The sequence below is a fragment of the Kitasatospora sp. NPDC091207 genome (assembly GCF_044768625.1).
Lineage (GTDB): Bacteria > Actinomycetota > Actinomycetes > Streptomycetales > Streptomycetaceae > Kitasatospora.
This window is the reverse complement of the sequence record NZ_JBIVVS010000027.1, coordinates 99,672-114,186: the sequence shown is the minus strand read 5'-3', so window position 1 is coordinate 114,186 and position 14,515 is coordinate 99,672. Positions and strand designations below refer to the sequence as shown.

Here is a 14,515-nt window from a genome sequence, read left to right as displayed (position 1 = left end):
ATATCTGGCGTTGACTTTTGGCACGCTGTTGAGTTCTCAAGGAACGGACACTTCCTTCGGACCGCCTTCCAGCGGGCCCTCCGGGCGCTTCGTTCGTATTTCCAGCTTACCAGACGTTTTCCGCTCCGTTTACCGGAGTTTCATTCATCCGACCCTTGCTGGCCAGGTCCGCTTTTCTGCGGCGGCCTCCACATTAGCTTATTTCGGGACTGGCCCGAAATTCCCTGCCCCCACCGCCCGACGACAACGCCGAACGACCCAAATTAATGGGCTGCGAGTGAGAGTAGGACTTGCCGATTGCGATGACCGCTCGGCCGGTTTGCGGCGACCTCTCGGTCTGCCGTGCACCCGCCCGCTTCAGCGACTCGTCCAACACTAGGCCAGTCGAACGACCACGTCAAACACCTGAGGGCCGGATCTGTCCAGATCCGGCCCTCAGGGCTTGAAACCGCAGGTCAGCGGTGGTGCATTTTCAGCCGGCCGAGACCAGCTCAGCGGCGGCCAGGTTGCGCTTGCCGCGGCGCAGGACCAGCCACCGGCCGTGCAGCAGGTCGGCCTCGGTTGGCACCGTCTCCTCGTCCGTCACCTTGACGTTGTTGAGGTAGGCGCCGCCCTCCTTGATCGTCCGACGAGCGGCCGACCGGCTGGGCGCCAGGCCCACGGCGACCAACAGGTCCACCACCAGCTGGAGTTCGGTGACCTCGGCCTTCGGGACCTCGGCCAGTGCGGCGGCCAGGGTCGGCTCCTCCAGGTCGGCGAGGTCGCCCTGGCCGAACAGTGCCTTGGAGGCGGCGACCGCACGGTCGTACTGCTCGGCGCCGTGCACCAGGGTGGTCAGCTCCTCGGCGAGCGCACGCTGGGCGAGGCGGGCGGCAGGGCGCTCGGTGGTCTCGCGCTCCAGCTCCTCGATCTCCTCCTTCGAGCGGAAGCTGAAGATCCGCAGGAAATTGGGGACGTCGCGGTCGTCCGCATTCAGCCAGAACTGGTAGAAGGCGTACGGGGTGGTGAGCTCGGGGTCCAGCCAGACCGTGCCCGACTCCGTCTTGCCGAACTTGGTGCCGTCGGCCTTGACGATCAGCGGCGTGGCCAGCGCGTGCACGGACTTGGCCTCGGCCTTGCGGATGAGGTCGGTGCCGGCGGTCAGGTTGCCCCACTGGTCGCTGCCACCGGTCTGCAGGGTGCAGCCGTAGCGGCGGTTCAGCTCCAGGTAGTCCATGCCCTGGAGGATCTGGTAGCTGAACTCGGTGTAGCTGATGCCCGCGTCGGAGTTGAGCCGCCGGGCGACGGCCTCCTTGGCGATCATGTTGTTGACGCGGAAGTACTTGCCGACATCGCGCAGCAGGCTGATCGCCGACATCCCGGAGGTCCAGTCCAGGTTGTTGACCATGCGCGCCGCGTAGGGGCCCTCGAAGTCGAGGAAGCGCGAGATCTGGCCACGCAGGCGGTCGACCCAGGCGGCCACCGTCTCGGGGTCGTTCAGGACGCGCTCGGCGGTCGGCTTGGGGTCACCGATCAGGCCGGTGGCGCCGCCGACCAGGCCCAGCGGGAGGTTCCCCGCCTGCTGGATCCGGCGCATGGTCAGGATCTGCACCAGGTTCCCGAGGTGCAGGCTGGGGGCCGTCGGGTCGAAGCCGCAATAGAACGTGACCGGGCCGTCCGCGAACGCCTTGCGCAGTGCGTCCTCGTCGGTGGACAGGGCGATCAGCCCACGCCACTGCAGCTCGTCGACGATGTCCGTCACGGTCACGCTTCTCCTTCGATCGGGCGTCCCGCCGGTGCGGACCCGGTTCGATCGGGCCCCGGTACGGGACGGCTCCAGCGTGGTAGAGCCTACGCGGTTCCGGCCAGCGAGTTTTCGCCGAGGCGGCCGGCCGGGAGCCCCTCCCCCGCCTGACCCACCCCTCGCCTCCACCGGAAATTCCGTTGTTCGTCGGCCCGGGGCCCCTTCAGAGTGGTCCCACCGCCGCGCGGCGGCAGTGACGTGTGTGGAGACGGTCGTGCCGCCGTGTGGCACGCCCGGGGAAAGGGTGTGCCGAGGTGCGCAACACGCTGGTTCTGAACGCGAGCTACGAGCCCCTGACGACGGTGTCGCTCCAGCGCGCCGTCGTCCTGGTGCTCCAGGACAAGGCCGTGGTCGAGCAGGCCCATCCGCTGCGGAGCATCCGCGGTACCGGAGTCTCCGTCCCGGTGCCCCGGGTGATCAGACTCCAGCGCTACGTCCGGGTGCCCTTCCGACAACAGGCGCCGTGGTCCCGTCGCGGTGTGCTGGTCCGGGACCAGCACCTGTGCGCCTACTGCGGGCGCCGGGCCACCACCGTGGACCACCTGCAGCCCCGGTCGCGCGGTGGGGCGGACAGCTGGCTGAACACCGTGGCCGCCTGTTCCGAGGACAACCAGCGCAAGGCCGACCGGACGCCGGAGCAGGCCGGGATGAAGCTGCTGCGCACGCCGTTCGTGCCGACGCCGCAGGCCACCCTGATGATGGCGCTGGGCCTGCGCGGCTCGGACCTGCGGGACCTGGCGGACTGGCTGCCGGCCGCGGTGGCTCCCTCCGCCGCGTGACCACCCGGTACGTGGCCCGTGCGGTGCCCCGGCTCCGTAGCCGGGCACCGCACGACGCCGTAGCGGCCGGGGCGGGCTCAGCCCTTCGCCTGGTACCCGGCCGCTGTCCCGAAGTTGGCCGAGTGCTCGGGCACCGCGACGACCCGGCCACCGCCGATCAGCACGCGGCCGGAGACCAGCAGCGAGCCGGTGCCCTGCGGGAAGTTGCCGCCGACCGTCTCCTGGCCGCCGGCGAGGGCGAAGCGGCTGAGGTGGGCGGGCTGGTCGCGGCGTTCGTCGGCGGCGAGCACCAGCGCGCCGCCGTCCACGCCGACCGCCCGGACGTCGCCCTTCTCGGCCGCGGCCGCCTTCCACCGCTGCTTGCCGCTGTCCAGGTCGTAGCCGACCACGGAGACCGCGCCGCCGGCGTTCGCCGGGGCCAGCGTGGTGACCATCGTCCGGTCCTGGAAGAAGACGCCGGGGATGGCCGAAAACGTACCTCGGGCGGCGTCCAGCCTGCCCTCGCCGGCGGCGACCGCTATCTCGGCGGCCGGGTCGCCGGCCGGGCCCCAGGCGAACACCTTGTCGTCCTCGGGCTTCTCCGCCGTGGTCAGGACGACGGAGGGCTCGGCCGAGAGCACCGTCACCGTCTTCGGCTGGTTGTTCAGGCCGCGCCACCAACTCACCTTGCCGTCGGCAGTGTTCAGCGAGACGGCCTGGTCGACAGGGGTGGAGTCGGCGCAGGAGCTCGCCACCATGACGGTCTTGCCGGTGACCCCGCCGGAGAGGGTGCAGAACTTGCCCTGCCCGGTGTACTGCCAGACGTCCTTGCCGTCGGCGGACTCCCAGGCGACCACGTGGTCGTCGCCGACGGCTATCACCTTGTCCTCGGTGACACCGACGCGCGCGGAGTAGCCGCCCTTCGCCTCGGAGAGCGGCTTGCTCCAGACCGTCCGGCCCCTCTTGGTGTCGACGGCGGCCACCAGACTGCACGGGCTCTTCGGATCGGGCCCGCTCCGGAACAGCACAGCGCCCAGTCCCGCCTCGTTCACGCCCGCCGAGAGCCCGCAGGGAGCGGTGCCGGCCGCCGGTGACTCGACCGACCAGGTCGGCTTGCCGGCCGCCAGGTCGTAGGCGTGGACGCCGGTGGCATCGGCGCGCACCACCGCGTCGGCCAGCAACCAGCTGCCGACCAGGGTGTCGTCCGCGCCCGCCTTGAGTGCGGCGGCGGGCTGGGCCGACCAGACCTTGGCATGCGCGACGGTGAAACCGGGTTCGCCTCCGGTGTTCCGGGCGGCGGCGTCGCCGCCGTCCTGGGCCCCGACCATCAGCGCGGCCGCCACCAGGACGCCCAGCGCCGCGACTCCGGCGCCGGTCCGGATCGCCAGGGCCCGCCGGCCGGGGGCGTGGTCGGCGGAGACCACCGCGTCGGCGGCGGCACGGGCCTTGGCCCCGAGGCCGGCCCGGGCGCTGCCGGCCGCCTTCGCCGCCCCGGTGCCGTCCGCACCGCCTCCGAGCCCGCCCCCGCCTCGCCGCCCGGTCGACCGTGACGCACGGCCGCCGGGTTCCGGTGCGACGACGGCCACCGCCGGACCGGGCTCGGGCTCGAAGGCCTCGGACTCGACGGCCGGCCCGGGCCCGGTGTGCACATAGCCGTCCGCGGAGTACTCGGCACCCGCCGGCGCGTACAACTCCTCCCCGGTCGGCTGCTGCGGGACGGCGTACGGGGCGTACTGCTGCTGCCCGTAGTCGTCGTACCGGTAGTACGGCTGGTGCCGGCCGTCCGGGTGTCCGCCCTGGCCGTACCCGGTGTCCGGATGTCCGGGCCCGGGCTCCGCGTACCCGGCCTGCGGGTAACCGTCCTGCCCGTACCCGCCCTGCCCGTACCCGTGCTGCGCCTGGCCGTGCTGCGCCTGGTCATGCTCCGGGTAGCCGGTTTCCGCGTACCCGGTACCGGCGTCGTACCCGTGGCCGCCCTGCCACTGCTGCTGGTCCGAGTACCCCGTCTGCCAGTCCTGCTGCGCCTGCTGCGGGTACCACGGCTGCTGTGCGGCGTCTCCGAGGGGATCCTGCGCCATCCGTTCCGTCCCTCCCGACCGCCGGCAATGCGGCAGCCAGCATCTCACGCCACCCGGAGCGCCTCCTTCCGGCCTCCACAAGGCCGGTTCGGAGCCGGTTCGGAGCCGGCCCGGGACCGCTCGGGGGCCGGGCGGGCGGCACGGGACAGTCGGGACGGGACGGAACAGGAACGGGACCGTCAGGCGGACTCGGCCCGCAGGGCGGTGTCGATGCGGCCGGCGAGGGTGACGTCCAGCTCGGTGAGGCCCCCCGCGCTGTGGGTGGAGAGCGCGAAGCGCAGGGTCCTCCAGCGGATGTCGATGTCGGGGTGGTGGTCCAGCGCCTCGGCCTGCTCGGCGACCGCGACGACCACCCGGATCGCCGCGGGGAAGTCGGCCGCGTCGGCGGTGCGGACGATGGTGTCGCCGTCCCGGTTCCACTCCGGCAGGCCGGCCAGGGCGGCCGTGATCTCGTCCTCCGTCAGACGCGCTCTGCTGCTCATCGAACCGCTCCCGGGGGTCGGGGGTGAGTGGTGAAGGGTCAGGCCTTCCGGCGCGGACGGGGCACCAGCTCGCCACCGCAGTTGGGGCAGACGGCGGCCATGGCCTCGGTGCAGTCCGGACAGAAGGTGCACTCGTAGGAGCATAGGGACGCCGGGCCGTCCGCCGTCAGCGACACCGCGCAGCGTTCGCAGGTGTCGCGCATCTCCGGGGCCATGGTCTTCTCCGGATCGAACGCAGCCGAACACAACAGGGCAGAGCGGGCGACACCGACGGGCACGGACCGTCGATCAGCTGACGAGCAGCTTGGTGACGGCCACCAGGCCGACCACCACGATCACCCCGCGCAGCGCCGGCGGCGGCAGCTTGCGGCCGACCTTGGCGCCGAGCAGGCCGCCGCAGAGCGAGCCGACGGCGATCAACCCGGCGGCGGCCCAGTTGATGGTCGAGGTGAAGAGGAAGAACAGGGCGGCGACACCGTTGACGATCAGGGCCAGCGCGTTCTTCACGCCGTTGATCCGCTGCAGGTCCTCCTGGAGCAGCATGCCCATCAGGGCCAGCAGCAGGACGCCCTGCGCGGCGCCGAAGTAACCGCCGTAGATGCCGGTCAGGAAGACACCGGTGAGCAGGGTCAGGCCGCCGTCGGGGTCTCCCCCGGGCCGGCGCCGGGCGGCGACCGCCTTGGCCACCCGGGGCTGGATCACCACCAGGACGAGGGCCAGCAGGATCAGCGCCGGGACGATCGCGTCGAAGGCGCTGCTCGGCAGTTCGATCAGCAGCACGGCGCCGACCAGCCCGCCGAGCATGGCCGCGATGCCGAGGCGGACCAGTCGCCGGCCCTGGTCGGCCAGTTCCCTCCGGTAGCCGATCACGCCGCTGAGCGAGCCGGGCACCAGGCCGAAGGCGTTGGAGACGTTGGCGGTGACCGGCGGGACGCCGACGGCGAGCAGCACCGGGAAGGTGATCAGGGTCCCGGAGCCGACGATCACATTGATCATCCCCGCACCGACTCCCGCCACCAGGACGGCGATCGCCTCCCAGAGCGTCATGGGTCACCTCTCGTCTCGGACCTGTCCGAGGCGATCATGCCGGACGCCGGGGTGTGCCTACCAGAGCCCGCCCACGATTCGGGACGTACACCACACGCCCGTTCACCGGACGAAACGACCGCGCCACACGGCCGCCCCGGCCGGACACCGTCTCCCCCGGCGGGAACGCCGAGGGCCCGCCCCCCGTACCGCACGGGAGGCGGGCCCTCGGTCCCGGGCGCGACGGCGACGCGTCACGCGACGGGTTCAGCTCACTCCGGGTCGATCTTCCGGTACTCGCGGGCCGGGTCCACCCGGGGGCGGGCGGCGCCCTTGGTGTCGGTGTCCAGCGGACGCGGACCGGCCGCCGGGTCGAGCGGGACCTGGGTGGCGGCCGGCGCCGGGGCGCTGGGAGCCGCGGCCGCGCCGCCGTTGATGCCGCCGCCGTTCAGACCGGTGAACGCGCCGCCGAGGCCCTTGAGCGCGTCGCCGACCTCGCTGGGGATGATCCACAGCTTGTTGGAGTCGCCCTTGGCCAACTCGGGCAGGGTCTGCAGGTACTGGTAGGCGAGCAGCTTCTGGTCGGCGTCGCCGTCGTGGATCGCCTCGAAGACGGTACGGATCGCGGCCGCCTCACCGTCGGCGCGCAGCACCGCGGCCTGTGCCTCACCCTCGGCCTTGAGCACCTCGGCCTGCTTCTCACCCTCGGCCCGCAGGATCTGCGCCTGCCGGGCACCCTCGGCGGTGAGGATCGCGGCGCGCTTGTCGCGGTCGGCGCGCATCTGCTTCTCCATCGAGTCCTGGATGGAGGTCGGCGGCTCGATCGCCTTCAGCTCGACGCGGTTGACGCGGATGCCCCACTTGCCGGTGGCCTCGTCCAGCACGCCACGCAGACCGGCGTTGATCACCTCGCGGGAGGTCAGCGTCGACTCCAGGTCCATCGAGCCGATGATGTTGCGCAGCGTGGTGACGGTCAGCTGCTCGATCGCCTGGATGTAGCTGGCGACCTCGTAGGTGGCGGCCCGGGCGTCGGTGACCTGGTAATAGATCACCGTGTCGATGTTGACCACCAGGTTGTCCTGGGTGATCACCGGCTGCGGCGGGAAGGGCACGACCTGCTCACGCAGGTCGATCCTGTTGCGGACCCGGTCGATGAACGGGACGACGATGTTCAGCCCTGCGTTGAGCGTCCGGGTGTAGCGGCCGAAGCGCTCCACGATCGCGGCGCTGGCCTGCGGGATGACCTGAATCGTCTTGATCAGCGCGATGAATGCCACCACGACCAGGACGACCAGGACGATAAGGACGGGTTCCACGGACTCTCCCCTAGACGACCAGGGCGGTCGCGCCCTGGATTTCGACGACGTCGACCTGCTGCCCCGGCTCGTAGACACTGCCGGGGTTGAGCGCGCGGGCCGACCAGATCTCGCCCTTGAGCTTGATCCGCCCGCCCTCCCCGTCGACTCTTTCCGCGACGACCGCGGTGGCGCCCGGAAGCGCCTCGATACCCATCTTGATCTGCGGGCCCTTCCTGATCTGCCGGTACGCGATGGGGCGCACCACGACCACCAGGGCGGCCGAGACCGCGACGAACGTCAGGACCTGCCACACCGCCCCGGCACCCAGCCCGGCCACGCCGGCCGCGGCGAGCGCGCCGACCGCGAACATCGCGAACTCCGGCATCGCGGTGACGACCAGCGGTATGCCGAGGCCTACGGCGGCCAGGAGCCACCAGATCCAGCTGTCCACGTGTCCATCCTAGGGAGCGAAGGGCCTTCGAGGCGGTCAGTTCCCGCAGGTGGAGGGGTGGAAACCGGTCGCACGTGCGACCGGTCCGAGTTCAGCCGAGTTCAGCGGCTTCCGAAAGGGCCCGGCGCACGTCCGACACACGTCCGCCGGACGGCCCGCCGGATGTCCGACGTGCGTCCGGCGCGGGCTCCGGGGCTCCTCAGCCGAGCGGCAGGCCCTGCGCGGACCAGCGGTCGCCGTGGCGCTCCAGGGTCAGCGGCAGGCCGAAGCACTTGGAGAGGTTGCGTGCCGTCAGCTCGGTGTCGATCGGACCGGCGGTGAGCACCTTGCCCTGGCGGATCATCAGCACGTGCGTGAAGCCCGGCGCGATCTCCTCGACGTGGTGGGTGACCATCGCCATGGCCGGCGCGAACTCGTCCTGGGCCAGCGCGCCGAGGCGGCGCACCAGGTCCTCGCGGCCGCCGAGGTCCAGACCGGCGGCGGGCTCGTCCAGGAGCAGCAGCTCGGGGTCGGTCATCAGGGCGCGGGCGATCAGGGTGCGCTTCTTCTCGCCCTCGGAGAGGGTGCCGAACTTGCGCTCGGTCAGCCCGGCCATGCCGAGCCGGTCCAGCAGGGCGAGCGCGCGCGACTCGTCGGCCTGCTCGTACTGCTCCTGCCAGCTGACCGTCATGCCGTAGGCGGCGGTGAGCACCGTCTGCAGCACGCTCTGGCCGGCGGGCAGCTTGTCGAACATGGCGGCGCCGGCCAGACCGATCCGGGAGCGCAGCTCGAAGACGTCGACCTCGCCGAGCTTCTCGCCGAGGACGGACACCTTGCCGGCGGTCGGGAAGAGGTACGTGGAGGCGATCTGCAGCAACGTGGTCTTGCCGGCGCCGTTGGGGCCGAGGATGACCCAGCGCTCGCCCTCGGAGATGGACCACGAGACCTGATCGACCAGCGCGCGCCCCTCCCGGACCACGGATACGTCCACCAGCTCCAGCACGTCGCTCATGCCTATGCCTTCCCCAAAACAGAAATTCGGCCGTCGGTGCGGGCGGGGCAGCCTACTCCGGCGGCCGGTGGGCACGGAGTGGGTGCGCCGCACGCGCATGGGCAAACCTACGCCACGCGGATGACCGCCGATTCCGTAGGCTGGCCGGATGCTCGCGACTCCTGCCGACAATCCGTACGAAGAGCCCCGTTCGGGGCGGCTGGCCGCTTGGGGCAACGCCCTGTTGACCGGTCTGGTGCCGCCCGACAACGCCGCCGCGGCGGTGCTGGGCGGTGACGAGAGCCACCGGGTGACCGGGCTGCCCGGAGACGCGCCGGGCGAGCGGCACGGGCTCACCTGGGCGCTGGGGCGGCTGCGGGTGCTGGGGGTGAAGGGGCTGCGGCTGGCCCTGCCGTCCGCCGGGCACCCGCTGGGGCTGACCGGTCCGGCACCGTTCAACGAGCGCGCCCTGGGCGCGGGCGAGGCCGTGCTGGCGGTCGGGGCGCCGCTCGGGCTGGTGCCGGAGGTCGAGGTGTTCGGGCCGGTCGGGGACCGCTCGGCGACGGTGCTCTGGCGCTGCTCCGAGGTCAACGACGCGCCGCCGGCCGACGTGCCGTCGCTGCACGAGGCCGAGCGCGAGCTGGCGGAGGGGCTGCGGGAGGCGACGGCGCTGCTGGCCCGCCTCGACGTGGCCGGCGCGGGGCCCGAGGCGCTGCGGGCGCTGGAGGCGTTCAGGCGGCGCGGGCACGTCGAGCTGCTCGCTCCCGGGTACCCGCCGCGCGCCGTCCGGGTGCTGGAGTCGGCCCGGCAGGTGACGGCGCTGCTGTCGATCGCCTCGGGCGGCCACGGCGCGGCGGTCAGCGCCTCCGAGATGGCCTCCCGCCAGGCGGTGCTGGACCCCCTGCGGCGGACCGCCCGCCGGGCCCAGGTGGCGGCGTACAACGCGCTGGTGGACGAGAAGGGGTGAATTCCGCCCCTCGGATCAGCGGGCGGGGTCCGGGAGCGGGCTCCGGGCGGCGGGGTCCGGCCCCCGCCTAGGTCTCCCGGGCCTCGCCGTGCCGGACCGCCCAGAGCGCGGCCTGGGTCCGGTCGGCGAGGTCCAGCTTCATCAGGATGTTGGAGACGTGCGTCTTCACCGTCTTCTCCGAGAGGTGCAGGCTCCGGGCGATCTCCCGGTTGGAGCGCCCGTCGGCGATGTGACCGAGCACCTCGCGCTCGCGCTCGGTCAGGGCGGCCCCGCGGCCCTGCGGCTGGCGGGGGCCGTCGTCGGCGAGCAGGGCCTCGGCCAGCTCGGGCTGGAGCAGCACGTGCCCGGCGTGGACCGAGCGGATCGCACCGGCCAGCGCCTCCGGGTCGACGTCCTTGTACACGTACCCGGCGGCGCCGGCCCGCAGCGCGGGGACCATGGTGCGGTGCTCGGTGACGCTGGTGACGATCAGGATCCGGGCCCGGCTGCCCTCGCCCTTGAGCGTGCGCAGCGCCTCGATGCCGTCGACGCCGGGCATCTTGAGGTCCATCAGGACGACGTCCGGGTCGAGCTCCCGGGCCCGGTCGACACCGTCCGCGCCGTCGGCGGCCTCGCCGACCACCTCGATGTCGTCCTGCACCTCCAGGAAGGTACGCAGACCGCGGCGGACCACCTGGTGGTCGTCGACCAGCAGGACGCGGATCACTGGCGTGCTGTCAGGCACCGGGAACCTCCATCTCGACGACCGTCCCCTTCCCGGGGGCCGAGTCCAGGGTGAGCGTGCCGCCGACGGCGGCGGCGCGGTCGCGCATCGAGGCCAGGCCGAGGTGACGGCCGGCCCGGCGGACGGACTCGGGGTCGAAGCCCCGGCCGTCGTCGCGCACCCGCAGGACGGCGCCGCGGGTGGGCGTGCCGGCCAGGGTGACGATGACCCGCCGGGCGTCGGAGTGGCGCAGCGCGTTGTGCAGGGCCTCCTGGGCGATCCTCAGCAGGGCCGCCTCCTGGGCCGGCGGGAGGGCGCGGACGCCGTCGGCGGTGAAGGCGACGTCGGCGCTGTGGGCGCGGTCGAGGACCTGGACCTGGGAGGCGAGGGTGGCGCTGAGGCCGTCCTCCTCCAGGGCGGCGGGGCGCAGCTCGACCACGACGGCGCGCAGCTCGTCGGCGGCCTCGGCGGCGAGCTTGGCGACCTCGGCGAGCTCGGCGCGGGCGCGGGCCGGGTCGCGGTCGACGAGCTTGGCGGCGGCCTTGGCGGTGAGGCGCAGCGAGAAGAGCTTCTGCGAGACGGCGTCGTGCAGGTCGTGGGCGATCCGGGCGCGTTCGCCGGCCAGGGTCAGCTCGCGGCTGCGCTCGTAGAGGCGGGCGTTGGAGAGGGCGAGGGCGGCGTGCGCGGCCAGTATCCGCAGCAGTTCCTCGTCGTGGTCGGTGAAGCCGCCGCCGCCCCGCTTGTTGGCCAGGAAGATCACGCCCATCACCTGGGACTCGTCCTCGGCGGCGTCGGTGTCGAGGATGGGCATGCCGAGGAAGGCGTCCATCTCGGGGTGGGCGGCGGGCCAGCCGCCGAAGGCCGGGGCCTCGCGCACGTCGGCGAGCCGGGTGGGGCCGGTCTCGTGCAGCATCTTGGCGAGCACGCCGTGCTGGCGGGGCAGCGGGCCGATGGCCTTCCACTGCTCGTCGGTGACGCCGTCCACGACGAACTGGGCGAAGCCGCCGTGGTCGTCGGGCACGCCCAGGGCCGCGTACTCGGCGCCGAGCAGGCCGCGGGCGGAGGCGGTGATCCGCCGCAGCACCTCGCGCACCTCCAGGTGGCGGCTCATCGCCAGCAGGGCCTGGCTGACGGCCTCGATGCCGGCCAGGCAGGGCTCGCAGGCGGGCAGCGGGCCGGGGGGCGGCGGGCCGACCGGGATCCGGTCGACGGGCAGCAGGCCGGCCGGGTGCCGGCGGTCACTGGGCGCGGTGGGCATACCGCCAAACTACCGCCGCCGGGCCGGCCGCCGCGTCGGTCCACGGGCGCGCGGGGAGCAGGTCCGCAGACCTAGGTACGCCGAGGGGCGGCCCGCCCCGTCGCCGGGAGGGGCCGCCCCTGGGCGGGCGGTGCGGGCCTCAGCCCTTCTGCATGACCTCGGGCTCGTGGCGCCGCTGGAGGCGGGTCACGATGATGCCGATGACGACGGACATCGCGATCAGCGCGCCCGCGTTGATCACCCACTGGGTGACGGTGCTGTCCCACAGCGGGTCGTAGTCCGGGTTCTGGAAGTCCTTGTTCCAGGGGCCCATGAGGTGCGACAGGTCGAGCGTGGTGGCCACGATGCCGGTGCCCCAGCGGGCCGGCATCAGCCAGGCGGCCTGCTCCAGTCCGGGCTTGCCGAAGATCTGGAAGAGGCAGCCGGTGAAGACGACCTGCACGATCGCGAACATGACCAGCAGGGGCATGGTCTTCTCGGCGGTCTTCACCAGCGCGGAGATCATCAGGCCGAACATCATCGCGGCGAAGCTCAGCAGGATCATGCCGATGGTCATCTCGATCACCGGCAGGTTCTCGACGAGCAGGCCGTGCGCGGGCAGCTTGCGCGGCAGGAAGCCGACGGCGGAGATGATCGCGCCCTGGATCACGCTGAAGATGCCCAGCACGATGATCTTGGACATCATGTACGCCGAGCGGGAGAGCCCGGTGGCTCGTTCCCGCTCGTAGATCGCCCGTTCCTTGATCAGCTCTCGGACCGAGTTGGCCGATCCGGAGAAGCAGGCGCCGATCGCCAGGATCAGCATGATCGTCGCGGCCCCGCTGTTCAGGTGGAGCTGAGTCTTCGGATTGGCCGCGAGTCCCGGTTCATTGGGGATCAGCACGCTGACCGCGCCGATGACGGCCGGCAGCAGCACCGACAGGGCCAGGAAGCCGCGGTCCGAGGCGAGCACCGACATGTAGCGGCGCATCAGCGTCCACAGCTGCGAGCCCCAGCTCTGCGGCTTCGGCGGCCTGATGGCCTCCTGGACGATCGGGGCGGACTGCACCGCCCCGGCGTCCACGTCCGCGGAGTACTGCTGGTAGTGCACCGAGCCCCGGTAGCGGCCGGCCCAGTCGTGGTCCGGGTAGTTCTCGAAGGCCTGGAAGACGTCGGCCCAGGTCTCGTAGCCGAAGAAGTGCAGCGCCTCGTCCGGCGGGCCGAAGTAGGCCACCGAACCGCCCGGCGCCATCACCAGGAGCCGGTCGCAGAGCGCGAGTTCGGCCACCGAGTGGGTGACGACCAGGATGGTGCGGCCGTCGTCGGCGAGGCCGCGCAGCATCTGCATGACCTCGCGGTCCATGCCCGGGTCGAGGCCCGAGGTGGGCTCGTCCAGGAAGATCAGCGAGGGCTTGGTGAGCAGCTCCAGGGCGACCGAGACGCGCTTCTGCTGGCCGCCGGAGAGCGCGGTGATCCGGTTGTCGGCGCGCTTGTCCAGACGCAGCTCGTAGAGCACCTCGTCGATCCGCGCCTCGCGCTCGCGGGCCTCGGTGTCGCCGGGGAACCGCAGCCGGGCCGCGTACTTGAGGCCGGTGCGGACGGTCAGCTCCTTGTGCAGGATCTCCGACTGCGGCACCAGGCCGATCCGCGAGCGCAGCTCGGCGAACTGCTTGTAGAGGTTGCGGCCGTCGTAGAGGACGTCGCCGCGGTCGGCCGGGCGGTAGCCGGTGAGGGCGCGCAGCAGGGTCGACTTGCCGGAGCCGGACGGGCCGATGACCGCGACCAGGGACTTCTCCGGCACGCCGAAGCTGACGTCGTTGAGCAGGACCTTCTTGCCGCCCTTGAAGTCGACCTCGACGGTCAGGTGGCGGGCGGAGAAGGAGACCGCGCCGGTGTCGACGAACTCCTGCAGCTGGTCACCGACCAGGACGAAGCTGGAGTGGCCGACCGTCAGGCGGTCCTGCGGCCCCATCAGCTGGCGCTGGACGGGCCGGCCGTTGAGGAAGATGCCGTTGTGGCTGCCCAGGTCGACGATCTCGTACCGGCCGTCGGGCAGCTGGCGCAGCTCGGCGTGGTGACGGGAGACCTGGAGGTCGGAGACGACGATGTCGTTGTCGAGCGCGCGACCGATCCGGACGGTGTTCATCCCGGCGGTCAGGTTGCGGATCATCGTCGGCTGCGGGCCGCCGGCGTCGTGCCGCGGGGCCTGCTGCGGGAACCCGCCCTGCTGGGAAACCTGCTGCGGGAAGCCCTGCTGCTGCGGGAAGGCCGGCGGCTGGGGCTGCCCGCCCCACTGCTGCTGCGCCGGGGCCTGGGCCTGCGGCTGGTAGGGCTGCTGCTGCGCCGGCGGCTGCTGGGCCCACGGCTGCTGGACCGGCGCCTGCTGCTGGACGGGCGGCTGCGGCGCGGGGACGTGGCTGCGGCTGGTGGCGGCCTCGTGCCAGGCGGGGGCGGGCGCGGCGGCCTGGACGGGCGCGGAGAAGCTCAGCCGGGGGCCGTTCTCGGCGTTGCCGAGGTTGACGACCGCGCCCGGGAAGAGCGGGGCCTGCTGGGTCCGGGCGCCGGCGGTGTAGGTGCCGTTGGTGCTCCCGTGGTCGTCGAGCTGCCAACCGGCCCCGTTGAACGAGATGGTGGCGTGCTGCCAGGAGACCCTGGCGTCGTCGAACGGGAAGTCCGACTGCGGGTTGCGCCCGATGGTGTAGGACCGCCCCGGCTCCAGAGTCCGCTGCTGTCCGTTGATCTCAATGACGAGTTGCGGCACT

13 protein-coding genes are annotated in these 14,515 nt (G+C 72.3%); 2 read left to right on the top strand and 11 right to left on the bottom strand.

What is annotated here, in order from left to right:
- Nucleotides 1–472: 472 nt before the first annotated feature.
- Nucleotides 473–1,741, bottom strand: coding sequence for a tyrosine--tRNA ligase (gene tyrS, locus ACIQTO_RS32190; protein ID WP_402395581.1), 1,269 nt, complete (start codon nt 1,739–1,741; stop codon nt 473–475).
- Nucleotides 1,742–2,037: 296 nt separating this feature from the next.
- On the opposite strand from tyrS, the gene ACIQTO_RS32185 reads away from it, so the two are divergent.
- Nucleotides 2,038–2,562, top strand: a complete 525-nt coding sequence (locus ACIQTO_RS32185) for an HNH endonuclease (protein ID WP_402395563.1) — start codon at nt 2,038–2,040, stop codon at nt 2,560–2,562.
- A gap of 77 nt (nt 2,563–2,639) precedes the next feature.
- On the opposite strand, the gene ACIQTO_RS32180 is transcribed toward ACIQTO_RS32185, so the two are convergent.
- The 7 genes from ACIQTO_RS32180 to ACIQTO_RS32150 all read right to left on the bottom strand — a co-directional run bounded on the left by ACIQTO_RS32180 (nt 2,640) and on the right by ACIQTO_RS32150 (nt 8,867).
- Nucleotides 2,640–4,619, bottom strand: a complete 1,980-nt coding sequence (locus tag ACIQTO_RS32180) for a PQQ-binding-like beta-propeller repeat protein (protein WP_402395561.1) — start codon at nt 4,617–4,619, stop codon at nt 2,640–2,642.
- A gap of 179 nt (nt 4,620–4,798) precedes the next feature.
- Nucleotides 4,799–5,101: a 4a-hydroxytetrahydrobiopterin dehydratase gene (locus tag ACIQTO_RS32175; protein WP_402395558.1), complete on the bottom strand. Its 303-nt coding sequence runs from the start codon at nt 5,099–5,101 to the stop codon at nt 4,799–4,801.
- Between the two features lie 38 nt (nt 5,102–5,139).
- On the bottom strand, nt 5,140–5,316 hold the full coding sequence (locus tag ACIQTO_RS32170; protein ID WP_402395555.1) for a DUF1272 domain-containing protein: 177 nt from the start codon (nt 5,314–5,316) through the stop codon (nt 5,140–5,142).
- A gap of 73 nt (nt 5,317–5,389) precedes the next feature.
- Nucleotides 5,390–6,148 carry a sulfite exporter TauE/SafE family protein gene (locus ACIQTO_RS32165; protein ID WP_402395552.1) on the bottom strand — a complete coding sequence of 253 codons (759 nt, stop codon included), beginning with the start codon at nt 6,146–6,148 and terminating at the stop codon, nt 5,390–5,392.
- 251 nt (nt 6,149–6,399) lie between these two features.
- Entirely contained in the window at nt 6,400–7,443 is a 1,044-nt protein-coding gene (locus ACIQTO_RS32160) for an SPFH domain-containing protein (protein ID WP_380574247.1), read from the bottom strand.
- A 10-nt stretch (nt 7,444–7,453) separates the two neighbouring features.
- Nucleotides 7,454–7,876, bottom strand: a complete 423-nt coding sequence (locus tag ACIQTO_RS32155; RefSeq protein WP_402395549.1) for an NfeD family protein — start codon at nt 7,874–7,876, stop codon at nt 7,454–7,456.
- A gap of 199 nt (nt 7,877–8,075) precedes the next feature.
- On the bottom strand, nt 8,076–8,867 hold the full coding sequence (locus ACIQTO_RS32150; RefSeq protein WP_402395546.1) for an ABC transporter ATP-binding protein: 792 nt from the start codon (nt 8,865–8,867) through the stop codon (nt 8,076–8,078).
- A gap of 148 nt (nt 8,868–9,015) precedes the next feature.
- On the opposite strand from ACIQTO_RS32150, the gene ACIQTO_RS32145 reads away from it, so the two are divergent.
- Entirely contained in the window at nt 9,016–9,813 is a 798-nt protein-coding gene (locus ACIQTO_RS32145; RefSeq protein ID WP_402395543.1) for a hypothetical protein, read from the top strand.
- A 67-nt stretch (nt 9,814–9,880) separates the two neighbouring features.
- Here the strand turns inward: ACIQTO_RS32145 and ACIQTO_RS32140 are convergent, their stop codons facing one another.
- The 3 genes from ACIQTO_RS32140 to ACIQTO_RS32130 form a co-directional block, all read right to left on the bottom strand.
- A complete protein-coding gene (locus tag ACIQTO_RS32140; RefSeq protein ID WP_402395540.1) occupies nt 9,881–10,537 on the bottom strand; it encodes a response regulator in 657 nt (218 codons plus the stop codon).
- A complete protein-coding gene (locus ACIQTO_RS32135) occupies nt 10,530–11,627 on the bottom strand; it encodes a GAF domain-containing sensor histidine kinase (RefSeq protein WP_402395578.1) in 1,098 nt (365 codons plus the stop codon). Before ACIQTO_RS32135 ends, ACIQTO_RS32140 begins: the two co-directional genes overlap by 8 nt.
- Before the next feature lie 286 nt (nt 11,628–11,913).
- Nucleotides 11,914–14,514 (bottom strand): FHA domain-containing protein, encoded by a 2,601-nt coding sequence (locus ACIQTO_RS32130; RefSeq protein WP_402395537.1) that lies wholly within the window; start codon nt 14,512–14,514, stop codon nt 11,914–11,916.
- Between the last annotated feature and the right edge of the window lies 1 nt (nt 14,515).